15 protein-coding genes are annotated in these 26305 nt (G+C 62.4%); 12 read left to right on the top strand and 3 right to left on the bottom strand.

The window, feature by feature from the left end; all coding sequences use genetic code 11:
- Positions 1–221 precede the first annotated feature (221 nt).
- The 5 genes from ACMQ11_RS11925 to ACMQ11_RS11905 are packed head-to-tail and all read left to right on the top strand — an operon-like array spanning position 222 to position 6788.
- Complete coding sequence (locus ACMQ11_RS11925) at positions 222–1865, top strand: carboxylesterase/lipase family protein (protein ID WP_418992999.1); 1644 nt, start codon at positions 222–224, stop codon at positions 1863–1865.
- Positions 1866–1877: 12 nt separating this feature from the next.
- Entirely contained in the window at positions 1878–3347 is a 1470-nt protein-coding gene (locus ACMQ11_RS11920) for a glycoside hydrolase family 30 protein (protein WP_418992998.1), read from the top strand.
- Positions 3335–4492 (top strand): esterase, encoded by a 1158-nt coding sequence (locus ACMQ11_RS11915; protein WP_418992997.1) that lies wholly within the window; start codon positions 3335–3337, stop codon positions 4490–4492. Before ACMQ11_RS11920 ends, ACMQ11_RS11915 begins: the two co-directional genes overlap by 13 nt.
- A 21-nt stretch (positions 4493–4513) precedes the next feature.
- Positions 4514–5647, top strand: a complete 1134-nt coding sequence (locus tag ACMQ11_RS11910) for a glycoside hydrolase family 26 protein (protein ID WP_418992996.1) — start codon at positions 4514–4516, stop codon at positions 5645–5647.
- A 7-nt stretch (positions 5648–5654) separates the two neighbouring features.
- A complete protein-coding gene (locus ACMQ11_RS11905) occupies positions 5655–6788 on the top strand; it encodes a glycoside hydrolase family 26 protein (RefSeq protein WP_418992995.1) in 1134 nt (377 codons plus the stop codon).
- 54 nt (positions 6789–6842) lie between these two features.
- On the opposite strand, the gene ACMQ11_RS11900 is transcribed toward ACMQ11_RS11905, so the two are convergent.
- On the bottom strand, positions 6843–7847 hold the full coding sequence (locus ACMQ11_RS11900) for an aldo/keto reductase (protein WP_418992994.1): 1005 nt from the start codon (positions 7845–7847) through the stop codon (positions 6843–6845).
- Positions 7848–8043: 196 nt separating this feature from the next.
- Between ACMQ11_RS11900 and ACMQ11_RS11895 the strand changes: the two genes are divergently transcribed.
- Positions 8044–9711 (top strand): DUF6377 domain-containing protein, encoded by a 1668-nt coding sequence (locus tag ACMQ11_RS11895; protein ID WP_418992993.1) that lies wholly within the window; start codon positions 8044–8046, stop codon positions 9709–9711.
- A 5-nt stretch (positions 9712–9716) separates the two neighbouring features.
- On the opposite strand, the gene ACMQ11_RS11890 is transcribed toward ACMQ11_RS11895, so the two are convergent.
- Positions 9717–11147 carry an MGH1-like glycoside hydrolase domain-containing protein gene (locus ACMQ11_RS11890; RefSeq protein ID WP_418992992.1) on the bottom strand — a complete coding sequence of 477 codons (1431 nt, stop codon included), beginning with the start codon at positions 11145–11147 and terminating at the stop codon, positions 9717–9719.
- Between the two features lie 20 nt (positions 11148–11167).
- Entirely contained in the window at positions 11168–12031 is an 864-nt protein-coding gene (locus ACMQ11_RS11885) for an endonuclease/exonuclease/phosphatase family protein (RefSeq protein WP_418992991.1), read from the bottom strand.
- Between the two features lie 382 nt (positions 12032–12413).
- Here ACMQ11_RS11885 and ACMQ11_RS11880 point away from each other — a divergent pair, with 382 nt between their 5' ends.
- From ACMQ11_RS11880 to ACMQ11_RS11855, 6 genes are all read left to right on the top strand, one after another.
- Positions 12414–14909, top strand: a complete 2496-nt coding sequence (locus ACMQ11_RS11880; RefSeq protein ID WP_418992990.1) for a fibronectin type III domain-containing protein — start codon at positions 12414–12416, stop codon at positions 14907–14909.
- 15 nt (positions 14910–14924) lie between these two features.
- A complete protein-coding gene (locus ACMQ11_RS11875; protein WP_418992989.1) occupies positions 14925–16460 on the top strand; it encodes a calcineurin-like phosphoesterase C-terminal domain-containing protein in 1536 nt (511 codons plus the stop codon).
- 69 nt (positions 16461–16529) lie between these two features.
- A complete protein-coding gene (locus tag ACMQ11_RS11870; protein ID WP_418992988.1) occupies positions 16530–19658 on the top strand; it encodes a SusC/RagA family TonB-linked outer membrane protein in 3129 nt (1042 codons plus the stop codon).
- Positions 19659–19669: 11 nt separating this feature from the next.
- Positions 19670–21589, top strand: coding sequence for a RagB/SusD family nutrient uptake outer membrane protein (locus ACMQ11_RS11865; protein WP_418992987.1), 1920 nt, complete (start codon positions 19670–19672; stop codon positions 21587–21589).
- Positions 21590–21608: 19 nt separating this feature from the next.
- Positions 21609–23021, top strand: a complete 1413-nt coding sequence (locus tag ACMQ11_RS11860; RefSeq protein ID WP_418992986.1) for a BT_3987 domain-containing protein — start codon at positions 21609–21611, stop codon at positions 23019–23021.
- A 13-nt stretch (positions 23022–23034) separates the two neighbouring features.
- Positions 23035–26274, top strand: a complete 3240-nt coding sequence (locus ACMQ11_RS11855) for a glycoside hydrolase family 2 TIM barrel-domain containing protein (RefSeq protein WP_418992985.1) — start codon at positions 23035–23037, stop codon at positions 26272–26274.
- Positions 26275–26305 lie beyond the last annotated feature (31 nt).

The following is a 26305-nucleotide window of genomic DNA, read 5'->3' as shown; positions in this document are numbered from 1 at the left end:
ATACCTATGTATATTATATACATGCGGATTCGAAGACTCTAATTTCTTCATACAGAAATCGAATGCCCGATTCGCAATAGGGGTCTTCCGGGGAGAATGGGGTAAAATAGCATCATATTCGATTAAAAAAGTATAACTGACTCGCGTACGGAATGTGTAATTTTGAAAACGAACCGAAGCGTTCGCTTTTCCTGCCTACCGCTTATATTATTTTAACCGAAATGAACCTATCCAGCAACGCTTTCCGAAGAACGGCAGCCCTTTTGACCGGGCTCTGGCTTCTGAGCACCGGTCCGCTCCGCGGCGAAACACGGTGTAAAAACCCCTCGGAACAACAGCTTTTCATCGGCGAGGGGATCGCCGAAGCCGCGACGCAGTACGGCCCCGTCCGGGGATTTCTGCTGCGGGGCGTCTACTCGTTCCGCGGCATTCCCTACGGCGACGACACGGGCGGCGAAAACCGCTTCCTGCCGCCGCGTCCGCCGCAGCCCTGGCACGCAGTGCGGCCCGCGGTGGCTTACGGGGCCTCCTCGCCGCAGCCGTTCTACGACCGACGGCCCGAATCCTACTCCATGTTCGTCGACCACTGGAACTACGACCTGATGGACGAAGATTGCCTCAGGCTCAACGTCTGGACCCCGGGCCTCGGAGACGGGAAGCGCCGTCCGGTGCTGGTGTGGCTCCACGGCGGCGGATTCACCCAGGGCAACGGCATCGAGCAGGACGGCTACGACGGCGAGCACATCGCCCGCTACGGCGACATCGTTTTCTGCTCGGTGAACCACCGCCTGGGGGCGCTCGGATTCACGGACCTCTCGGCCGCGGGCGAGAAATACCGCCACTCGGGCAATGCCGGAATGCTGGACCTCGTGGCGGCGCTCGAGTGGGTGCAACACAACATCGCGCAGTTCGGGGGCGACCCTGCGAACGTGACGATCATGGGGCAGTCGGGCGGCGGCTCGAAAGTCTGCCTGCTGTGCGCCATGCCGGCGGCCGAAGGGCTCTTCCACAAAGCCGTGGCACTGAGCGGTAATTCGCTCAGAGCCAACGATGCGGAGTATGCTCGCCGGCTCGGTGCGGCGATCCTGGACGAAGCTGGGCTCTCTGCCGCCGAGGCCGACTCGCTGCAAACGATCCCCTGGGAGCGTTACCTCGCGCTGGCCGACCGGGCCCGGCAGCGGATGGCGGCGGCAAATCCGGGCTATCGGAGCGGCTTCGCCCCGGTGGCCGACGGCGAGGTGATTCCGCGAGGAACGTTCTTCAAGGACGAAAACCGCACCGTGGGGTCGGACGTGCCGATGCTGCTCTCATCCACTTTCCACGAATGGAACCCCGACCGCGACGACCCCGAACTGGAGGAAATCACCCTCGAAGAGGTCGTGCAGCGGCTCGCACCGCAGTACGGCCCGCGGGCCGAACGGATCGTCGCAGCCTATGCCGCGGCTTTCCCGGCGCTGCGCCCGATCGAAATCTGGGCGCTGATCGCCTCCAACCGACAGGGCGTCGTCCAGACCGCAGACGCCAAATGCTGCCAGCGGTCGCCGGTCTACATGGCGTGGTTCGGCTGGCAGTCGCCCCTCTTCAACGGCCGCCACCGCGCTTTCCACTGCCTCGACATCTCGTTCTGGCTCTTGAACACCGACCGCATGGTCACCCACACGGGAGGCGGCCGCGAGCCCCGCCGGCTGTCCCGGCGCATGGCCGACGCCCTGCTGCATTTCATGCGCACGGGCGACCCCAACTGCGGCGCCCTGCCCCGCTGGCCCCGCTACACCCCCGAGCGGGGCGAGACGATGATCTTCGACACCCGCTGCCGCGCGGCGGAGGACCCCGACCGCACGGCCCGGCGGGCATTTCACGACTAACCCCTGCACCCAATGAAAAAATTCCTGCTGCTATCCCTCGCAACGCTCTTAGGAGCGGCGGCTCCGGCACAGACCGTCCGCACTTTTCTCACGCGCCCCGACCGCTCGGAGCTCTTCGCCGAGCAGTCGGAGACCGTCGAATTCTCCGACCGCCGTTCGGGACGCGCCCACTGCATCGTCGTCGATCCGCGGCAGCGATACCAGCGTCTCGACGGCTTCGGATTCGCCCTCACGGGCGGCAGCGCCCAGCACCTCGCGGCCATGTCCGCCCCGGCCCGCCGGGCGCTTCTCGAGGAGCTCTTCGACCCCGAACGGGGAATCGGAATCAGCTGCATCCGCCTCACGCTCGGCGCCTCGGACCTCAACAGCTTCGTCTTTTCCTACGACGACATGCCCGCGGGCGGGGAGGATTTCCCCCTGGCGCACTTTTCGCTGGCACAGGACCTGCGGGACGTGGTTCCGGTGATGCGCGAAATCCTGGAGATCGCCCCCGACATACAGGTTCTCAGTTCGCCCTGGTCGGCTCCGGCGTGGATGAAGACCAACGGCGACGTGCGCGGCGGCCAGCTGCGCGAGGCGTGCTACGGCGTCTATGCCGACTATTTCGTGCGCTACGTCGAGGCGATGCGCGACCGCGGCATCGAGATCGACGCCGTGACGGTGCAGAACGAACCCCTCAATTCGCGCAACACCCCCAGCATGTACTGGTTCGCAAACCAGCAGGCCGCATTCGTCCGCGACCACCTGGGACCCAAATTCCGCGACGCGGGACTTTCGACCAAGATCGTCGTCTTCGACCACAACTGCGACCGACCCGACTACGCGCTGGCAGTCTACAACGACCCCGAAGCCGCCAAGTACATAGCGGGAGCCGCCTTTCACCACTACCGCGGCGACCTGAGCGCCATGAGCTATGTCCACGAAGCGCGTCCCGACAAGGAGATCTATTTCACCGAGCAGATGACCACCGAGCGTCCCGGACAGCCCCGGATCGACATCGCCCAGGCGGTCGAGCGCCTCGTGATCGGCATCACGCGCAACTGGAGCCGCAACGTCGTGCTCTGGAACCTGGCCGCCGATCCGGACAACGACCCGCATACCGACAACGGCGGCTGCTCGATGTGCCAGGGCGCCGTGACCATCGACGGCGACCGGACAGAGCGCAACCTGGCCTATTGGGTCGTCGCCCACGCATCGAAATTCGTGCGTCCGGGGTCGGTGCGCATCGCCTCGACGGAGCCCGCGGACCGCAGCATCGTGCTCGACGAGGACGAGCAGCGTCCCGGCGTTTTCCGCGCCAACGTCGCCGAGCGGTCGGGAGTAGCGCCCAACGTGGCTTTCCGCACTCCCGACGGGCACATCGTGCTGGTAGTGGCCAACGACTCCTGGTCGCGCCGCAGCATCTCGATCCAGTACAACGGACGCTTCGCCGAGCTGCCGCTCGAGCCGGGCGCCGCAGCCACTTTCGTATGGGACGCCTGAAGCAGCTCTTCGTCTGCGCGGCACTGCTGACGGCGGCGCTGCCGGTCGCGGCACACGAGCCGGCCCCGTTTTCAACCGCGGGGTGGTGGAAGCCCGCCGAGCCGCCTTTCTCGCCCGTAGTCCGCGACGACGCTGCGATCACGTTCCGGCTCCGGGCTCCGCAGGCCCGTGAGGTCGTGCTGCTCTTCGACGAGTGGGAGGTGACGGAAGCGCCCATGCAGCGCGACACGTCGGGCGTGTGGAACGTGACGATCGGTCCGGTCGAACCCGGCGTTTACCAATACCGCTTCCGCATCGACGGCTTCGAGACCATCGACCCCGTGAACCCAGCGATCAAGGCCGGGACTACCGTGTACGGCAGCGTCGTGGAGGTTCCCGGCACCGGAAAACCCCGCTTCGACGAGGTATGCGGCGCTCCGGCAGGCGAGGTCCACACCCTCGCATACCGCTCGACGCCGCTGCGTCGGCAGCGCTCAGCGCTGGTCTACGTTCCCCGGGCCGCCGTCGAACACCCCGCGCGGCGCTTCCCGGTTCTCTACCTGCGGCACGGCGGGGGCGACAGCGAACGAAGCTGGATCGCGGACGGCCGCGCCGCCGTGATCCTCGACAACCTGATCGCTGCGGGCAAGGCCGTACCCATGTACGTGGTAATGACCAACGGTCTGACAGACGGCTCGTGGGCCGGCGGCAGCACGCCCGAGGGGATTGCCGCACTGGAGGAGGAGCTGCTCCGCGACGTGATCCCGCTGATCGAGAAGCGCTACCGCGTTTTCCGGGACAAACGCCGCCGCGCCATCGCGGGGCTTTCGATGGGCGGCGGACAGGCTTTCGTCATCGGGCTGCGCAACCTCGACCGTTTCTCGGCGATCGGCCAGTTCAGCGCGGGCATTCTGAGCGACGGACCGTTCGACTACGCCCGCTACGGAATCGGGGCGATCGACGACCCGGCGCGCATCAACCGCGAACTGGCGCTGCTGTGGATCGCCTGCGGCACGAAAGACCCTCGCTACGCCGGGCACCTCGACACCACGGAGGAGCTCCGCCGGCGCGGCGTGCGCTTCGAGTTCCACGACGCGCCCCGCGGCCACGAATGGCAGTTCTGGCGGATGCAGCTTCATGAATTCGCCCAACGCATCTTCCGCTAACCCCCAAACAAACCTCAAACCATGAAACGTATCACACTCTTCCTCTTGCTGCTCCCGTTCTGCACGGGCTCCCTGGCCGCCGGCAAGCGGCTCGAAGCCCCCGCGAAGACCACCTTGAAGATGGTCGATCCGCAAGCAACACCCGAAACCCGCGCGCTCTACGCCAACCTCTGGTGCATGGGCTTCCGGGGCGTAATGTTCGGCCACCACGACTACCCCTCGTACGGCATCGGCTGGCGGGGCGACGACGACCGATCCGATGTCAAGGACCTCGTCGGCACCCACCCGGCGGTATACAGCCTCGACATGGCGGGTATCGACGACCGCAAGATCGAATTCATCCGCCAGGCTTACCGGCGCGGGGGCGTCTCGATGCTCGTCTGGCACCAGAGCAACCCCCTGACCGAGGGTCCCGGCACGAAATACCCCGTGGGCACGGCGTGGGACAACACGCCCGTGGTCGGAGAGATCCTCGCCGAGGGGTCGCCCATGAACCGCAAATACAAGGCCCGGCTCGACGGCGTGGCCGAAGCGTTGCGCAAAATGGTCGACGACAAGGGCCGCCCCATCCCTGTGATCTTCAGACCCCTGCACGAGCACACCCAGACCTGGAACTGGTGGGGCCGCTCGGCCGCGTCGGACGAAGAGTTCGTCGCATTCTGGCGCTTCATCGTCAGCTACCTGCGCGACACGAAAGGCATTCACCATGTCATCTATGCCATTTCGCCGCAGATGGACGCCGTTTACGACGACCCCGTGGGCCGCATTCTTTACCGCTGGCCGGGTGACGAGTGGGTCGATTTCGTGGGTATCGACTGTTACCACGGCCGCAACCCCGAGGCGTTCGTCGAGAACGTCCGGGCGCTTGGCGAGGTCTCGGAACGGCTGGGCAAACCCGTCGGTGTGACCGAGACGGGGCTGGAGAACAACCACCCGGCCGACTACTGGACCCGCGACGTGCTGCCGGCGCTGCGCGGAGAGCGGTGCGCGATGGTCGTGGCGTGGCGCAACGACAACCCCCGGCACGCTTTCGGCCCCTATCTGGCCGACGCTTCGGCCGACGATTTCAAACGCTTCCACGCCGATCCGTGGACCGTATTCGAAGAGGACCTGCCCCCGATGTACCGAATGCCCAAAGGCGTAACCGTAAAATAACCGAACCATGCGACGATTTTTCAGCCTGATGGCGGCAGCGGCTCTGTGCGCCTGCTCCTCCGCCGATCCGGGAATCGCTCCCGTGAACCCCGCGGCGTCGCCCGAAGCGCGCCAGTTGTTGCAGTTCCTCTACTCGATCCGCGGAGAGTACACCCTCGCGGGACAGCACAATTTCATCAGCGACCCCGCGCGCTACGACCGGGTCGTGTACGAAATAACGGGCAAGCGACCCGTCGTATGGGGCTGCGACCTGAGTTTCAACGCCCTGGGCGAAAATATCCGCGACTACCACCATTGCGGTCCGATGAACCTGACCGCCCCCTGGGGCGAATGCCGGACGACGGGCCGCACGACCGAGGAGCTCCGGCAGGGGCTCGTCGAAGAGATCAGGGCGCGGCACGCCGAGGGGCGGATCATCACGCTGATGTGGCACTGCTGTTTCCCCTCGGAGTGCAACGACTGCAACGGTGCGTCGATCTGGACGTGGCAGAACCGCCCCTCCGACACGGTATGGAACGAGCTGACCACGGACGGCACGCCCCTCAACCAACAGTGGAAAGCCCAGATGGACACCGTGATTCCCTACCTCGTGCAGTTGCGCGACGCGCGTATCCCCGTGCTGTGGCGCCCCTACCACGAGATGAACGGCGTCTGGTTCTGGTGGTGCAACAGGCCGGGTGAAAACGGGTTCAAGAAACTGTGGATCATGACCTACGACTACCTCACCCGCGTACACGGATTAGACAACCTGCTGTGGGTCTGGAACACCAACGCCCCGCGCGACACGCCGGGCGACGAAGCGGGTCCCTACGCCGACTATTTTCCCGGGCCGGAGTATGTCGACGTGCTGGCCGCGGATGTCTACCACCGCGACTACAAGCCCTCGCACCACGACGAGCTGCGGGCGCTGGCCCAAGGCAAACTCATCGCGCTGGGCGAGGTGGGACAGCTGCCCGATCCGGCTGCTTACTGGGACCAGCCCGACTGGTCGTGGTTTATGGTCTGGGGCTATTTCATCAACGGCCAGCAGACCGACGACCTCGACTCGGCAGCCGCCGTGCGGCGCATCTACGACGACCCGCGCACGCTGACGCTCGACGAGATCGACTTTTCGGACGGCAGCTACCGGCTCCGCAGATAACGAAAAAACCGCAGGCTTTCCGGCCTGCGGTTTTCGGTTCGATCTTTCGCGGCGTCACGCTTTCGACAGGCGGTCGATGGCAAGGAGTTCATCGGCTGTGAAAGCGGTATTTTCCAGCGCCCGCAGGTTGTCGGCGAGCTGGGCCGTGGAGCTGGCGCCGACCAGAACCGAGGTGACGCGCTCGTCGTTCACGAGCCACGCCAGCGCCATTTGCGCAAGGGTCTGGCCCCGCTGCCGGGCGATCCCGTTCAATCCGCGGATACGATTCAGGAGGGCTTCGGTGAGTATTTCGCGCCGCAGCGAACCGCCCGCCGCCATGCGTGAATCGGCCGGGATGCCGTCGAGATAACGGTCAGTCAGCAGCCCCTGGGCCAGCGGCGAAAAGGCGACGAAGCCGGCGCCCGAGCCGGCGGCCAGTTTGAGCACCCCCGAATTCTCGACCTGCCGGTCGAACAGGTTGTACTTGTCCTGGAACACGAGGCAGGGAACATCCCGCTCCGAAAGGTAGCGGAATGCGAAGCGCGCCGCTTCGAGCGGATAACGCGAGATGCCGGCATAGAGCGCCTTGCCCGCACGGACCAGATCGACCAGGGTTTGAAGCGTCTCCTCGAGGGGTGTTTCGGGATCGTAACGGTGGGAGTAGAAGACATCCACATAATCGAGTTTCATGCGCCGCAGGCTCTGGTCGAGGCTCGAGACGAGATATTTGCGCGACCCCCAGTTGCCGTAGGGTCCGGGCCACATGTCGTAACCGGCCTTGGTGGCCACGAACAGTTCGTCGCGGTAGGGGCGCAGCGAGCGCTCCACAAGCCGCCCGAAATTCGCCTCGGCCGCACCGTTCGGGGGACCGTAGTTGTTCGCCAGGTCGAAATGGGTCACGCCCCGGTCGAAAGCGAAATGGACCATCTGCTGCATCCGGGAGAAAGGTTGTTCGCCGCCGAAATTGTGCCACATGCCCAGCGATAAGGCGGGCAACCGGACTCCGCTGCGCCCGGCACGCCGGTAGAGCATGCCCGCGTCGTAACGCGACGCTTCCGCCCGATAAGGTGTTTCGATCATAAAAGATTTTTTTGACTTAACCAACCACAATTGTGCCAGAAAGGGATTTCGCAAGCCCCCGGCAACACGATACAAAGATAGCGAATCCGATCCGAATAACTGCGCCCGGAACGTACCGAAAACAAATTATCCGCTCCGAAAGGGCGTCGTCTGCAAAATTGTTGGTATCTTTAAAGAGTCAAACACGAACCCGACAATGATCGCGCGAATTCAACTCCTGCTCATCCTCCTGACACTCTGTCCGCTCGGCCCCATCGGATGCCACAGCGACCATCCGGATGACTTGACCGCCTCGCTGGATTACCTCATCGAAAACAAGGAGCTCTTCGCCCGCAGGAAAGAAGAACGCATCGAAGAGGTGAAAAAAATGTTCGGGGTAAGTTTGCTGCGCCCCGAGCAGGAGTATGAGATCAACTCCCGGCTCTACGACCAGTACCGCAAATACAACCTCGACTCGGCGGTGGTCTATGTCGAGCGCAACCTCGAAATCGCACGCCGGCTCGGCTCGCGGCTCAAAATCGATGAATCGCTGCTGCGGCTGGCTCCGTTGTACTCGTTTTCGGGAAAATACATCGAGTCGAAAGCCCTGCTCGAATCGATCGACCCCGCGCGGCTGCCCCGCGATCTGAAAAGCAGATACTACGAAGCCTCGATCCAGTTCTACGACCATTACGGCCTGGCCAGCTCGCAGGAGAAATTCGATCCGATCAAGGACGCACTGCGCGATTCGCTGCTCAGGACAGCCGACCCGCTCTCCCGTACTTACTGCTCGAACCGCATCACGCAGCTGATGGGCACGGGCCGAACGGCCGACTGCCTCGAGGCCGAAAAATTGCTGACCGAGCTGCTTGCCCGAACGCCCGAAGATACCCCGGAATATGCCAGTTCGACCCACCAGATGGCCAAACTCTACCAGCGCATGAACCGGCCCGAACTGGTCCGCAAATACTACACCATTTCGGCCATTACCGACCTGCGGTGCGCGAACAGGGAGACCTCGGCGCTTCAGAATCTGGCGCTGATCTATTTCAACGAGGGGGCCTATAAACGGGCGTTCAGATATGCCCAGTCCGCCATCGAGGACGCCGTTTTCGGCGGCGCCCAGCTCCGAACGACCCAAATGTCGAGTTTCTACTCGATGATCAACGCCTCGTTCCGGGACAAGGAGGCCGCCGCAAAGCAGCGGCTGCAACGGTACTCGGTCTTTATCAGCCTGCTGCTGCTCTGCCTGCTGCTCCTGGTGGTCCAGATTCTCAGGCAGATGAAAAAACTTTCGCGGATCAAGGAGCGGTTGTCCGAAAACAACGACGAACTGACCCGGCAGAACCGCGAGATTAGCGAGATCAACAACCTGCTGACGGAGTCGAACATCGTCAAGGAGCGATACATCACCCAGTTCTTCGACCTGCATTCGGACCACATCGACCATTTCGAGAGCTATCGCAAACAGTTGAACAGGCTGGCCATGAACCGGCAGATGAACGAACTCTACGCGAAATTGAAATCCGATGAATTCGCCAGGAACGAAACGGAGGAGCTCTACCGCCATTTCGACCGCATCTTCCTCGGTCTCTACCCCAATTTCGTGACCGATTTCAACTCGCTGCTCGAACCCGGCGAACGGATCGTACCCCGCTCGGGCGAACTGCTCAACCGCGAACTGCGCATCTATGCCCTCTTGCGGCTGGGCATTACGGACAGCGCGAAGATCGCCTCGTTCCTGCGCTGCTCGCTCAGCACCGTCTACAACTACCGCACGAAAGCACGCAACCGGGCGGTCGTCTCACGGGAGGATTTCGAAAAAATGGTCCGGCAAATCGGGAGCATTCGCACCGGTACGGACCAACCCGAAACCGAAGCATAAGCAGCTTACGGGAATCGGGGCCTGCTCACCCGTATTTCGATCCGTCGGCGCCCCGTCCCGTCCGCGGGCAGGAAAGCGCGCGCCGTTCGCGCGCCGTCGATGCGGACCTCCTCGATATGGTCGCCATCGCCTTGCAGGTGGAGATCGAGCACCATGCCGCCGTATTTCAACCCGTTGATCGAAAGGCGGTTGATTCCGCGCGGCAGGTAGGGCCGGAACTCCATCCCCTCCGGTCCGGGATGCAGGCCGCAGACGCCGTAGAGGATCATCGACATGTATCCCGTCGCCGACCAAGTTTGGTGCCGGCGGGAGTGCCACCGGTCGCGTCCGGCCTGATTCCCGCCCTCCGGTTTGCCGGTCCGGGGATCGAAAATCTCGTAAAAGTTGTAATTCCCCTTGTCCTCGTCGAGCGCCAGCGCGGCCATGGCGTTCAGTTCATGTTCGAAAATGTCCCGATCCCCCGTCAGCAGCGCCGCCCGGGCATAGAATGCGTTGACGAACGGCCAGATCAGCCGGTTGTGACGGCCGGGGCGCTCCAACGAAAACCGCTTGAAGATCGGCGTGACGGAGGGCACCCCGAACGGGGTCGTCTCGTTGCGGATCAGCGTGTAGTGCCCCTCCTCGGGCGTTATTACGCCAGAAAGGATTGCAAAGGCATTGCCCAGCGCTTCCTGGTGCCGGTGAACGCCGCCCTGCTCGTCGATGGCGTAGAACAGTTTTCCGCGCGGATTGTAGAAATGGCTGCGGATTCTCAGGCGCAGCGCTTCGGCCCGGTCTGCATACGCTTCGTGGTCGGTTCCGTGCAGCACCCGGTGCATCCCGTCGAGCGCCCGGTAGGCCATGTAGTAGACACAATTCGTGCTCAGACACTTGATCCCATGAGTATGGTGCCGCATCACGCCCGAAAGATCGGACCGGGCGGGATCGTAGATCGGCTCCTCGAACGCAGAAATGCCGTCGTTGAATACCGACGAGCCGGTAAAGAGGCCGTACTCCCGATCGAAAGCCGTGGCTTCGAGTTGCTCGATCGTGCGTGCCCCGCAGGCATACGCCTGAGCGAGAAATTCGCGGTCGCGCGTAAGCAGGTAGTGATACCACGCCCCCTGGACCCAGATGATCTTGTCCCAGTATTGGTGGCCGATGGTCTGCCGCTCTTCGGTTACGTGCCAGAGCGAACGCTCCATCACCTCGGGGATGAAGAGGTCCGTTCCGTTCCACGTATTGATGGCCACGTCGCGTGTCCACTCTCCGCCGTAATCGGCTCCGGCAGCCAGGATGCTGTCGCGGATGTTGTAGCGAACGGTCTTTTCGGCCAGCTCCCAGGCTTCGTTCACCCGGGGGTTGTCTGTCTCGAAAAGCCTCTCCGTGCCGTTGTTCCGCGGTGCGCACGAAACAAAACTGGCGATTGCCGCAAGGGCTGTGATTGCGATTTTCATCTCTTCGGTATTTGGATTGGTTACGGAATTTGCAGATAGACACTGACCGGATAGTGGTCGGAGAGCGTGCGGACCACAGGGCTTCCCGACGAATCGGACGCCCAATAGACATCGGTCAGCAGGCCGTAGCGAAGCACCTCGACGCCCGGGGTGACCAGTACGTGGTCGATCCGCCGATCGCTCCATTTGCCGGGATCGAACCCGTTGACCGTGCCGTTGGGGGCCATACGGACGGATGCGACCTGGTAGGAATCGCTCAAAACGCCCGCTTTCAGCAGCTCCCGGTAGCTCGGGCTCCGCTGGTCGACATTGAAATCGCCGGTCAGCACCACTGCGCCCCCTTTCCCGTGCCGTTCGATCCATCCCGCGAGCAGGCGGGCGCTCTCCAGGCGGGCGTTCTCGCCGACGTGGTCGAAATGGGTATTGAGGAAGAACAGCGTCTTTCCCGAGGTCCTATCCCGCAACCGGACCCAGGTGCATATCCGTGGGTATTTCGCGTCCCAGCCCACGCTCGGACGGTCGGGCGTCTGCGACAGCCAGAAAAGCCCCGAATCGAGCAGGTCGAAGCGCTCCTTGCGGTAGAGGATCGGAGCATATTCACCCGCGGTTTTCCCGTCGTCGCGGCCTCCGCCGATGCAAGCGTAGTCGCTCGAAAGGCGAGCCATCAGGTCGTCCAGCTGGTTTTTGAGCACCTCCTGCATCCCGACCAGATCGAACGCTTCGTAGGCGATCAGATCGCAGATCGGGGCACAGCGCCGGTTCCATCCGTTGCCGTGCTGCTCGTCGGCCGCATTGGCATAGCGGACATTGTAGGAGGACACATGAATCGGCTGCCCGACGGCGAACCGCCCTATAAAAATAAGAAGAAAGACCAGTTTTTTCATTCGGATCGTTTTCCCGCTGCTATTTCGGGTCGTACAAATTTATCCCTTTCTGGCCGGCCGGAAACGGTTTAAACGAAAATTGTAGCCGCAGGAGAATTTAATACGCTATTTATCAGTGGGTTGAAAACTCCTGCCTGTTCGAAAAAAGTAGGTTGTCTGAAGAGAACCGAAGCTACCATCCGCTACCGCCTGATAATCCCAGCCGTAGATGTTACCCTCCTCTGTATGCTACTCTTTTCGGACCGCATTCATGTAGTAGAACATTGGTAAATAGTATATTACAGAATTCGAAAAGCTACTTTTTTCCATTCACCCCGCACCTCCTTGTCCGATTACGGAATAAATTTGTGAAAAACCGAATCGACCGCTAACCGCTATGCGCATGAAAAAATCGAATATCCTTTGCCTGCTTGCCATCGCAGCATCGGCAGCGTCCTGCGACCAGGACCCCGACAGCGTCAACGCGAAATTGAGCGTTCCGCAACACTTCCGCGTAGACGAGCAAACCATTGCACAAACCTCCGTGCGCCTGCAATGGGACGCCGCAGCGTCCGACGCGGTAGCCGGTTACACAGTAGCCTACGCCCCTGTCGACCGAAGCAATTTCTACGAAAAGGAGTGTTTCGAGACCGAAACGATCGTGACGGGTCTCCGACTCGAGACCGAATACCGGTTCAAGATAAGGGCAAATGCTTTCGGAGCGGTCGAAAACAACTCCGACTGGTCTCCCGAGATCACGGTTACGACCCTGGCGCCCGCCCTGCCGGATATGCCTGCCGGCTTGCGAACGGTCTTAGACGCCGTTTCGTCGACCCGCATCGCGGTGGCCTGGGACCCCGTCCCAGGAGCCTCGGATTACCTCCTTTCCTACAAGCGCGAAACGGATGAGGCGTTCGTCACGCTCGAAACCGAAGCGACGGAGGCGGTAATCGGATTGCTCGACGTCGAGACCGCGTATGTCTTCAGGGTCCGGGCCCGGTCGCCGATCGGGTTGTCGGAATCAACCCCGGAGTTGAAAATCTCGACGCGGGCGCGGTCCGAGGGGTTGTTCTACCCCGAGGATTTGATCGCATTCGCCCAAGGGCCGGCCAACGGCGGCCAGTGGAAAAACCCCACGGGCGAGGTGGTGCTCCGCCGAGACATCGACATGACCGGAAGCGGGTGGACACCCATGCCCGAATTTTCCGGAACGCTTGACGGAGGCGGGAAAATGATCTCGAACCTTGTGTGCAAAGTCGGCGAGGAGCGGGTCGGAATGATCGCCGTGCTGAAAGGCACGATCCGAAACCTGACGCTGGGCACCGGCTGCCTCTTCGAATCGACCCGGACCACAGCACCCGAGTCCGCCGAAAGCGGCACCAAAATCGGCGCGTTCGCCGCCGTGGCGCAGGAGGGCGGTCTGGAGAGCTGCACGAGCATGGCGACCGTGAACGCAGGACCCGGCTCGGAGTCGGTCGGCGGACTGCTGGGCCTGACCCGATCCGGCAGCGAAACGGTCTCGCTCCGAATCGAGGGCTGCACCCACGCCGGAACGGTCTCGGTAAGCGGAAACATCCCCTGCACGCGCAGCGGACAGTTCATCGATCTGGGCGGCATTGCGGGGAGTGTCGAAGCCGGAGTCGCCGTAACCGGCTGCACCAACCGCGGCAGCATCGCGTGCGAAAACAGCGCCTCGGCGGCACAGGCCCGGCTGAGCATGCGCATCGGCGGCATCGCGGGCTTCGCATCCGACGCCGCTTTCTCAGCGTGTACCAACGACCCTGCGGCCCGGATCGGCGTCGAAGCCAATCCCCACTATGCGCGTGTGGGAGGGATCGCAGGCTATGTCCGGGGCGTCGCGTTTACGGATTGCATCAACCGCGGGGAATTCGTCCTGGCTTCGGCCCCGGACCCCACCTCCGAATACGAAACGGGCGGCATCGTTGGCCGGGCCGAGAACGGAACCGGCACGCAGCGGATCGAAATGCGGGACTGCCGCAACTACTCCGACCTCACGGTCGAAGCGCGCGTCGAGGCGAACAAGCCCGTGACGGTCGCCGGAATCGCAGGATTTCTCAAAATGGGCAGCGTGCCTTTCGAGATAGCCGATTGCCACAACGTGGGAGACCTCCACGCAACGGCCACGACGAGCACCTCCCAGCTGGGCGGCATCGCAGGGTGCATCGAGGCGCAGGCAGAAGGAACGGTCTCGGGCTGCACGAACAGCGGGAAACTGACCTCGGTGCTCACCTCCAACAAGGCTTTTCACGTGGGCGGAATCGTCGGCGTCAACAAGTCCGCGACCACAACCGTGAAGCAGTGCTCCAACACGGGCGATCTGGACATAAACAATACCCAGAAAGCCTACGGCGGCGGGATCGTCGGCGAGGCGCAGGGGTGTACGGTCGAAGCGTGTACGAATTCGGGCCACGTGCAGGCACTTTTCAACGCCCTGGATGTCACGCACATCGGCGGAATCGTCGCCCGGACCTACCGCGGTGCGACCATCCGGGGTTGCACCAACAGCGGGCGTATCGTCTACGGAGGGACGAATCCCAAGATCGGTGCCGACCGGGCGGGCGGATTCGGCGGAATCGTCGGCTACCTCGACAAGAGCAACGCGACGGTCGACGGGTGCACCAATACCGGCACCATCCTGGGAGACGCCGCGGGAGAGGGCCGCAAGGGGGCGATCTGCGGATGGGCCTCGGCCGACGGTCCCACGGCCATCCGCAACTGCGTGGTGCAGGGTGCCGTGGGCACCTACGACCCGGCGGCCGACGACCTGGGCGTCTCGGCGGCCGAGGTGCTCACTCCCGAGAATTACTCCCGCTACATCTACGGAGGCCGGATCGCAGCGAACGCGCTGGAAGAGGCGGACAACGTGTTTACGAAATAAATAATAGATACGATTATGCGAACATTAGCAGCAATGATTTTTCTGCTGGCGGCATTTGCAGGCTGCTCGGCGGACAAACCCCAAGCGGGAGAAAAACCGGGCGGCGGAAGCGATACCCCGACGGACATCGAGGTGGAAAAGGACCGGAATCTGGTCGGGAAAATCGCGTATGCGGACGGCGAGCCGGCCGCGGGCGTGGTCGTAACGGACGGCTATTCGTGTACGGCCACCGACGAACAGGGCATCTATCAGCTCACGCGCAACCGCAACGCCCGCAACGTCATTCTCAGTTATCCGGCCGATTGCAGAATCGGAGTCAAGGAGAATCAGATTCCCGATTTCTTCCGCCCCATCGACAACGCGCAGAATAAGGTGCTGCGCGAGGATTTCACCCTCGAGCGCCTGGAGGGAGGAGCGCCCCGCTCTTTCCTCTTTTACCCCATCGGAGACCCGCAGATCAAGACGCGCCAGCAGATGGCCCGCTTCACCGACGAGATTCTGCTCGACCTGAACGACAACCTCTCCCAAGAGACGCTTCCCGCGTTCGCCATCACGCTCGGCGACGTGTGCGACTGGAATCCGGACATGTTCGAGCAGATCGCTACCGTTTTCTCGCGGCTCGACGCGCCCTGTTTCCACGTGATCGGCAACCACGACCGCGACTGGCGCGACGCGGACAAGACGAACTACTACGTCAGCACGCTGCGCGCTTTCGAGCGATACTACACCCCGGTCAACTACTCGTTCAACTACGGCAGCGCCCATTTCGTCATCCTCGACGACATCCAGGACAAGGAGAGCGGCTACGACGTGGACCTCAACGCCGAGCAGATCGAGTGGCTCCGGCAGGACCTCTCGTATGTGCCCAAAGACAAACTGCTCGTCGTCTGCCTGCACGGCCCGGTCCGCAACCGGCCCACCTTTACCAAACGCGCAGAACTGCTGACGTTGCTGGCCGAATTCGACGAAGCCCACATCTTCTCGGGCCACACGCACACCAACTTCACGCTCGTGCACGACGATTTCGGCGGGATCGTGGAGCACGTCACCGGAGCCGCCTGCGGCATGTACTGGTACGGTTCGATCTGCATCGACGGAACTCCGATCGGTTACGGAAAGTATTTGGTCGAGGGAAATACCATCAAAGAGGGGGTCTACAAATCGGCCGGCTACGACGAAGAGGTGCAGGCGCGTCTGTACGACCAGACGAAATTCGCCGGCTGGAATTCCGACCCGCAGGCCAGGCAGTACGTCTACTGCAACGTCTGGAACAGCAACCCCGACTGGAGGGTCGAACTGTGGGAGGACGACGCATTCTCGGCCGAGATGGTTCGCTTCAAGGGCTACGACTTCTCGATCAACGAGTGGCTGCCCCATATTTGGGACGCCTCCTACAAGCCCGAACCGGTCACCATCGGCGAGCTGTACCGGGTAAAACCCCGGAGCGAGGCTTCGAAAAAAAGCGTGAAGATCACCGACCCGTACGGCCGCGTCTACTGGATAAGAAACGTTACCAAAGATTACAACTCTTATTTCGCACCGGCGAACTGACCCTCCGGCGGCAGAGAATCTGCCGTTCCGCGGTCCTCCCTGACAAACTACTAAACCCTACTTATGCGAATGAAAACTTACGCTACATGCCGTTTTCGGCAGCGGGTTTCGCTTTCCGGCCGGATGCTGGCTTCACTCGTGATGCTGCTATGGACGGCCGTGGCGAGCGCCGAAATCACGGATACCGGACCCGCAACGGGGCAGGTGAAAGGAAAGATACTCAACGCCCAGGGCCAGCCTCTGGTGGCGGTGACCGTCACCGTCGAGGGAACGCAGCGGGGCACGCTGTCGGATGCCGAAGGGTACTATGCGATCGACGCGGCTGCGGATGAAATGCTCACCTTTCGGTTTCTGGGATTCACCACCCAACAGCAACGGGTGCCCCGCTCCCTGACGCTCGACGTGGTGATGCGCGAGGAGGTTCAGCAGATCGAGGAACTGGTCGTCGTGGGTATGGGACACCAGGCCCGGGCCAGCGTGATCGGAGCCGTCACCACGATCGACGTGGCCGATCTGAAGACGCCCGCCCGGTCGCTGACCAACGCGCTGGCCGGACGGCTGGCCGGCGTGGTGGCCGTGCAGCGCTCGGGCGAACCGGGCTACGACAACTCCGATTTCTGGATTCGGGGCTTGTCGACGTTCGGCGGCAACAAGACGCCGCTGGTGCTGGTGGACGGCGTGGAGCGCGACGAGGCGATGGCCAACATCAACCCCGAGGAGATCGAGAGCGTCTCGATCCTCAAGGACGCCTCCGCCACGGCCGTGTACGGCGTGCGGGCCGCCAACGGCGTGGTCGTAATCACCACCCGCCGGGGCGAGGTCTCCCGCAAACCGCGGATCGACCTGAAGATGGAGTACGGAATCAGCACCCTCACGCGGGTTCCGCAGCTGCTCGGCGGCGTCGACTACATGAACCTCTACAACGAAGCGGCCGGCAGCCAGGTCTTCTCGCCCGAGCGGATCGAAGCCACGCGCCTCGGAACCGATCCCTATCTCTACCCCGACGTGGACTGGCTGGACGAGATCTACAAGGACACCTCCAGCAACCACCAGATCACCCTCAACGTGAGCGGCGGCGGCCAGGTGGCCCGCTATTTCGTCTCGTTCGGCAACCTGCGCGAGACGGGCAACTACCGCGAGAATCCCCGCAGCGAATACTCCTCGAACATCAAGGTACAGCGCTACAATTTCCGCACGAACGTCGGTGTCTCGGTCACCAAATCGACCCTACTGGACATCGAGCTGGGCGGTTACGTGATCGACGGCCACTATCCGGGTATCTCCAACTCGTCCCTCTATGCCAAAGCCTATGTGGCCAATCCGGTCTCGCTGCCCGTGCGCTATCCCTACGGACAGAACGAGGACGGCACCACCCGCTACGTCTGGGCGGGCATCAAGTCGGGAACGGTCGAGAATCCCGTCGAACGGCTCATGGGATCAGGTTACACGACCGAATACAAAAATCAGCTTCTGGGACAGGTGCGGCTGACGCAGGATTTCGGCAAGATCGCCCCCGCGCTCGAGGGACTCAAGGCCAACGTGGCTTTCTCGTTCGACGCCTACAACGAGACCAAGATCAACCGCCACAAAAAGGACTCCTACTACCTGGCCAACGGCCGCAATCCCGAGACCGGGGAGCTGGAGCTCGTCCAGACCGTGATCGGAGACGAATACTTGGGTTTCGACAAGGCGCTGTACAGCGACCGGGCCATGGAGTTCAAGGCCCAGGTCAACTACGACCGCAAGATCGCCCGCAACCACAACATCGGTCTGATGGCCATGTACTACCAGCGCGACCTGCGCAAAAGTGCCAACGACGCCATCTCGTCGCTGCCCTATCGCAAGCAGGGGTTGGCGTTCCGGGCCACCTACAACTACGACCTGCGGTATTTCGTCGAGTTCAACCTGGGTTACAACGGCTCGGAGAACTTTCCCAAAGGGGAGCGGTTCGGCATCTTCCCCGCCGGGGCCGTCGGCTACCTCATCTCGGAGGAGAAATTCTGGAAAACGGGCCGTATCGCCGACGTGATCTCCCTCTTGAAATTCAAGGGCTCGGTGGGGCTGGTCGGTTCGGAGGCCCTGCCCAACAACCAGCGCTACGCCTACCTGACGCTGGTGGGCAGCGGCCTGGGCAGTTACAGTTTCGGCTACGACCCGACCGGTTACGGCGGCACGGGCGAGAACCGCGAGGGCGTGATGGGGCTGACTTGGGAAAAAGGGATGAAAGCCAATGTCGGCTTCCAGGCCGAGTTTTTCCGCAAGCTCACCCTCGAGGTGGACTACTTCCGCGAGCGGCGGACCGACATTCTCGTCCAACGGGCCTCGCTTCCCGGCATTCTGGGTCTCAACAGCCAGCCGTTCGCCAACATCGGCGAGATGACCAACTGGGGTGTAGACGGAACGCTCGAATTCAACCACGCGTTCCGGAACCTTTCGCTGAGGGTCTACGCCAATGCGACCTACGCGCGCAACAAGGTCGTCTTCCAGGACGAACCGGCCTGGAAATACCCCTATCTGAACCGGACGGGCAAGCGGTACGGCCAGCCTTTCGGCCTGATCGCCCTGGGCTATTTCGAGAGCCAGGAGGAGATCGACGCCAGCCCCGCGCAGCTGTTCGGGCAGGTCCGCCCGGGGGACGTCAAGTATCTCGATGTCAATGGAGACGGGGTAGTCGATTCCTACGACGAGGTGGCAATCGGTCACCCGACCATGCCGGAGCTGCTGTACGGTTTCGGCTTCCAGATCGGATTCAAGGGGCTCGATCTGGCGCTGTTCTTCCGCGGACAGGCCCGGGTGAGCTACATGCTGGGCGGCGAGGGTTTCGTCCCGTTCAAGGAGGGCGGCGACCGGGGCAACCTCTTCCGGGAGGCGCTCGACAGGTGGACGGTCGAAAATCCGCGCCAGGATGCGTTCTACCCGCGTCTGAGCATCGGCAACACCGAAAACAACTACCGCGCTTCGACCAAATGGCAGTACGACGGCAGTTTCCTGAGGCTGGCCGATCTCGAAATCGGATACAATTTCCCCGAGAAAGTGTTGAAAGCACTCCGGATGCAGGGCCTCAGGGTCTATTTCCACGGCTCCAACCTGGCCCTCTTCTCCAAGTTCAAGATGTGGGACCCCGAGCTGGGCAAGGGCCGGGGCGACGCCTATCCGTTGCAGCGCAAATTCAATTTCGGTGTGCGCGTGAATTTCTAAAAGTGAAAAAAATGAACCGATCCGATATTTTTAAAATCCTCCTCGCGGCAATGGGGCTGGTGGCGGCCTCCTGCGATTTTCTCGACAAGATGCCCGATGACCAGAAGACCATGGACATGGTGTGGAAGAGTCAGAAAGAGACTGAAAAATTCCTCTATAATATCTACGCCAGCCTGCCCGAACCCGCCTGCATGATGTGGAGCGACGTGCCCTGGGTCGCCGCTTCGGACGAACTCGACATCGTGTGGGACCGGTACTATCCCACCAGCATCAACGTCGGGAACTGGAATCCGACCACCGACTACTACGATATTTGGAACGCCTGCTACAAATCCATCCGGGCCTCGTTCGTCTTGGAGAACAACATCGACAAGTGCTACGAGCTGCCCTACAACCTCAAACAGCAATACGTGGCCGAAGCCAAATTCCTCAGAGGCTACTACTACTGGTTGCTGCTGCGCCAGTACGGCCCGTTCGTGCTGGTAGAAAACGAGATGGACTGGCAGGACAAGTTCACTCTCGCGCGCACGCCCTACGGGCAATGCGTGGAGTATATCTGCCGGATGATGGACGAGGCCCGGACCGACCTGCCCCTTTCGTGGCGGGCGACCAACCCGACGTGGATGGGCAAGCCCGACAAGCTGGCCTGCCTGGCCGTCAAGTCCGAGGTGCTGCTCATGGCCGCCAGCCCGCAGTGGAACGGCAATGCCGACTACGCGGATTTCGTCAACCCCGACGGCACGCCCCTCGCCGACACGCAATACAGCGAGCAGCGATGGCGGGATGCCGCCGACGCGGCCCTGGCCGTGATCCGGGCGGCCGAGAGCCTGACCGGAGAGCAGGCCGTGCGCCTCTACCGCAACGACGAGAACAACGACGGCGTGTTCAATCCGTTCCGCTCGGTGCAGGGGGTTCATCTGGTCAAGTGGAACTGCGAATACCTGTGGGGAACCACCAAAGGCAATTTCAACAACGTCGAGCGCCACGCGACGCCCCGCCCGGGCGGTTACAGCGGACTGGCCCCGTCGCAGCGCGCCGTGGACGCCTTTTTCATGGCGAACGGACGCACCATCGACGACCCGGCCTCAGGATATGTCGAAAGCGGATTCGCCGCCGCGCCCCACCCCGCGTGGACGAACGACCAGGTGAGCGAAATCCGCAAACGCAACTGCTGGGGCCACCGCGTGGGCGAACGCAACATGTACGCCAACCGCGAAGCGCGCTTCTATGCGGCGATCCTCTACAACGGACGCCCCGTGCCGCAGGTCGCGCCGGAGGACCGCAACCTCTTTTCGTCCTCCGCGAACCGCGACGGGTGGGGCCGGGCCGAGTTTTACAGCGACGGGATGAGCGGCTCCGGCAGCGCCGACCACTCGACCACGGGTTACACGCTGCTCAAATACATCAACTACGACAGCAACCCCTACCGCAGCCAGCACAGTGCCTGGCGACAGGGCACCTACATCCGGCTGGCCGGGATTTACCTCAACTACATCGAGGCGCTCAACGAATTCGATCCGGCGAATCCCGACATCCGGAAATACTGGGACCTGATCCGGGACCGGGCAGGCCTCGAGAGCATCTTCAAGACCTATCCCGAGATACGCGGCAATAGGGAGCGGCAGCTCGAATACATCCTGCGCGAGCGCCAGGTGGAGCTCTGTTTCGAGGGCGACCGCTATTTCACGACCCGCCGCCGGCTCCTCTCCGACAAGATCGACCCGGCGCACCCCGCGGACCGGCGCATGTACGGAGACAACGGCCCGCTGTACGGCATGAACATCGCGGCCGCGGGCGGTTTCGGCGCGGAGGATTTCTACAAGCGAACCGTCGTCGAGAACCGGGTCTTCGAAAAGAAAATGTACCTGTTTCCCATTCCGCAGCACGAGATCGACCGCAACAGCGCGATGGTTCAGAACCCCGATTGGTAGACTTTTCAAAATTTAGAACATGAATGCGAAAAAAACCATCTTCCCGCTGGTGTGCGCGCTCACTCTGTGCGCCTGCGAGGAGCAGATCATAGATATGGCCGACAAGGATACCGTCCCCTCGAAAGTCTATTTCCTCGGCGACCCCGTCCGGCAGATCGACTACCTGGACACCGGCGACCCCGACGGCTCCTTTTCGCTGGCAATCTGCAAGTCGGGAATTCGGAAAGAGCCCGTCTCGGCGCGCATCGGCGTGCTGACCCCCGAGGAGCTGGACGCCTACAACCGGCAGACGGGGCATGATTTCGTCCTCATCCACCCCGACGTCTACGCGATCGGGGAGCGGGAGTTCTTCTTCTCGGGCGGATACGACGACCTGAGCCGGAATATCCGGATCGATTTCGACCTGGAGCTCCTGCGCTCGGTCGCCGACAACGCCGTGCTGCCGCTGAAAATCCGCCAGTCCTCGGCCCGGATCAACGAAGAGCGGTCGCTGGTGGTGTTGAAACCCCGCGTCCGGGAGGTCACGATCGCATTTGCGGACGGGGTGAAAGACGTAAATTTCGTGGACAACGGCGCGCTGCAAAAGGACATTCGTCTCTCGCTCGAGGCGCTGCTCGGCCTTGAGGAGAACCGCTGGGACGTCGATTTGGAACTCCGGGTAGACGAGGAGTACGTGGCGCAGTACAACGCCCGGGAATCGACCTCCTACGAGTTGCTTGCGAGCGACTGCTACTCGCTCCAGCCGCAGAGCACGATCAAGGCGGGCCGCACCGACGCCTCGTTCCTCCTCCAAATCGAAAAGGAGAAGATCGCCCGACCGGGCCAGTACATGCTGCCCGTGCGGTTGAAGAGCAGCTCGCGGTTCGCGGTCGACCCGAACTCGCTCTACTGCATCCGGATCGACATCTGGTCGGGGGCGAAGCTCGACCGCACCGGCTGGGAGGTTGTGCTCTACAATACCTACGAGCCGGCCGAATCGGGCGCCGACAACAAGTATTTCCCCTACGGCTATCCCCAGGCCATTCTCGACGGCGATGTGGCCTCCTACTGGCACTCGCAGTGGAAGCCGACCAAGGTACCGCCTCCGCACTACCTGGTGATCGACATGCTTGCGCCCCATCTGATCGAACAGGTCGAACTGATCCAGCGGCAGAAAAACTTTGCCTCGAAAGACGTCGAACTCTACATGGGCAGCGACCTCGCACCGCTCGCGGGGCTGGAAAGCATCACCGAGGTGGAAAAGATGCAGGAGGCGCTGGCCGGAATCGACTCGTGGAAAAAGATCGCCGCCGTACAGATGAAAGCCGAGGCCGTGCCCCAGATCTTCAACGTGACGCGCACGTCGGGCCGCTACCTGTTGCTGCTCATCACCTCAAGCCACCGGCCCGACTCCATCACCAGCCTTTCCGAGGTCTATCCATACGGAAACTGAACACGCTCTACACATGAAAATAACAACGACGCTCCTTCTGCTGTTGCTTATCTCCCGGTCGGCGGCCCAGCCCGCCGACTGGGAGAACCCCGCGGTCAGCGGCTTGGGCCGCGAACCCATGCGGGCCACTTTCTCGCATTATACCTCCATCGCCGAAGCCTCTAAATACGGCAGCCCCACGCGCTGGGAGATGAGCCTAAACGGACCTTGGAAATTCCGCTACGTGCACGAGGCCGCGGATCGTCCGACGGGGTTCGAGGCCGCCGGTTTCGACCCCTCCGCCTGGGACACCATCGAGGTCCCGGGACCGTGGGAGATGCAGGGTTTCGGAACCCCCATCTACACCAACATCAAGTACCCGTTCGAGCGCAACCCGCCCTTTATCCGCGGCCTGGGCGACAACGGCAGCCCGGTAGGTTCGTACCGCCGGTCGTTCGACCTGCCCGCGGAGTGGGCCGGCCGGCAGGTGTTCATCCGTTTCAACGGCGTTTCGTCGGCATACTACCTCTGGATCAACGGCCACCGGGTAGGCTACGCCGAGGACTCCTTTCTGCCCTCGGAGTTCGACATCACGCCCTTTCTGAACGCGGGCTCCAATTCGGTCGCCGTGCAGGTTTTCCGCTGGAGCGACGGCTCCTACCTCGAAGACCAGGACGGATGGCGCGTCAGCGGCATGCTGCGCGACGTCGTGTTGTTCGCAACGCCAAAGACCTACATTTCCGATGTTTTCGTCCAGCCCGACCTGGACGCCCGTTACGAGGACGGGAGCTTGCGGATCGAGGTCGAGGTCGACAACCGCGCACAGGCGGCCGCATTCCGGTCGGTCGAAACCCGGCTGCTTTTCTGCGGCCGTGTCGTGAACAGCTCGATCGTCGGAACGGGCCTGCTGGCCCCGGGAGCGCGGAAAACCGCGGTCACCCACCTCAACGTGAAGCGCCCCGAGAAATGGTCCGACGAGAATCCCGCGTTGTACACGGTCGTCGTGGCGCTGAAGAACCTCGCGGGCGACGTGCTCGACGTTATCAGCACCCGCACGGGCTTCCGGAAACTGGAGATCCGCGACAAATGCTTTCTCCTGAACGGTCAGCCCGTCAAGATGAAAGGCGTCTGCCGGGTCGAGACGGACCCGTTCGGGTGCAAGACCGTGACCCCGGAGCGGGTGCTGCAAGAGGTCCTGACCATGAAGCGGAACAACATCAACACGGTCCGCACGGCACACATGCCGGCCGCCGATTGCTTCTACGACCTCTGCGACGAATACGGCCTGATGGTGATCGACGAGGCGAACTGCGAAGCGCACGGGTTCGGCTACCGCGAGGGAACGCCGGCCCGCGACACGGCGTGGAGGTCGGCGCACGTCGAGCGGATGGTCCGCATGGTGGAACGGGACAAGAACCACCCGTCGGTGGTGCAGTGGTCGCTGGGCAACGAAAGCGACAACGGAACCAACATGGAGGCCATGCACCGGGCCGCAAAGGAGCTGGACCCGACCCGCTTCACGCACTACCACTTCTCGAACGACCCAATCTCGTGCGACGTGCTCGGCGGGGGCGTATGGCGCAGCGCCCGGCCGAACGTTTCTGGACGCTACCATTCGGCCGACCAGATTTCGATCCTGGCCGAGGCGGAGGACCCCAGGCCGATTATGATAAACGAATACGCCCACGCGATGGGCAACGGCATGGGGAATCTGAAAGATTACTGGACGGAGTTCGACAAGTACGACCGCATTTCGGGCGGCGCAATCTGGGACTGGGTCGATCAGGGGGTGGTCATGTGTGCGGCAGACCACTCGATCTACGGCCTGACGATCCCGTCCCGGCTGCGCGCCTACGCCCTTGCGGAGTGCAACAAACCGGGCGGAGCCTATTTCTGGGCCTACGGAGGCGATTTCGGGGACACGCCCAACGACTCCAACTTTTGCAACAACGGAATCGTCGCGCCCGACCTCTCGGAACGCTCCTCGAAACTCAACGAGGTCAGAAAGGTCTACCAGAGCATCGAGTTCTACGCCGAAGAGCTGGAACAGGGGCGCATCGGGTTGTGGAACAAGTTTTTCTTCACCCCATTGGACGATTTCCGGATCGGCTGGTCGCTGCTGGAGAACGGCGTCGAAATCAGGCACGGCATTCTGCCGCAGCTCAAGCTGGCTCCCCGGCAGCGGGGGAGCGTGCAACTTCCGGTCGGGGAGTTCGACATGGAGCCGGACAAGGAGTACGTGCTCCTGCTCTCCGCGCACCGGACGGAGCCGACCGCCTGGTGCGAGGCCGGGTACCGGATCGCCTGGGAGCAATTCATCCTCCGGCCGTGGAATTTCGCAGCGTCTACACGGCTCGAACCCGGAAGACCCCGCGTGCGGGAGGCCGGGGACGAGATCGTGATCCGCAGCGGCGGCTTCGAGATCCGTTTCGACAAGCTGCGGGGCAAGATCGGCACGGCGCATGACGCCGCGGGCGAAGCGGTCGTGGTCGACGGTCCCGCACTCGATTTCTGGCGTGCGCCGATCGACAATGACGGGACGGGACGTATCGGCCATTTCATCGACGGCCGGTTCTATCCCGACGCCCGGGGCGGACGCCTCACCCGCCTCTGGGCCGAGGCGGGCTTTCACGCCATGAAGCGCCGCGTCGATACGGTCTACGGTCGGTGGTCCGACGACCGGTTCGTTGTCGAAACCCGCTACCGGCTTGCCGGATCGGAGACCGTGGCGTTCGATGTCGCGGAGACCTACACGTTCAACGACCGGGGAGAAATCCTGCTCTCGGCCGACGTACGACCCGCAGGTGAGGTTCCCGAGGTCGCCCGGGTGGGCTACGACCTGGAGCTGGCCGAGCGGTTCCGTCGATTCGAGTGGTACGGCAAAGGGCCCTGGGAAGCCTATTGCGACCGGCAGGACGGAGCCCGGTACGGTCTGTGGAGCGGAACCGTCGACGAGCAGTGGATGAATTACAGCTATCCGCAGGAGAACGGCAACAAATACGCCGTGCGCCATGCTGCGCTGCGCGACGCGGCGGGGCACGGCGTGCAGGTCTTGGGTTCCGAACCGCTGCAAATTGCGGTTAAGCGATTCCGGAACATGGAGATCGCCCAGGCGCGTCACACCGACAAACTACAACCGCGCAAGACAGTTGTATTCAGTGTAAATCACCGGATGGCGCCGATCGGGAACGAGAGTTGCGGCCCGAAACCGCTGGAGAAATACGTCGTCCACGCCCGACCGTGGCGGTTCGAGCTGCTCTTCTCACTCAAATAACAATCGGCCCGATGTCCAAGCATCGGGCCGA

Source organism: Alistipes sp., from assembly GCF_048465575.1.
In the GTDB taxonomy this organism is placed as follows: Bacteria; Bacteroidota; Bacteroidia; order Bacteroidales; family Rikenellaceae; genus Alistipes.
Note: the sequence above shows the minus strand (reverse complement) of the source record. Positions and strands in the feature narration are given on the sequence as shown.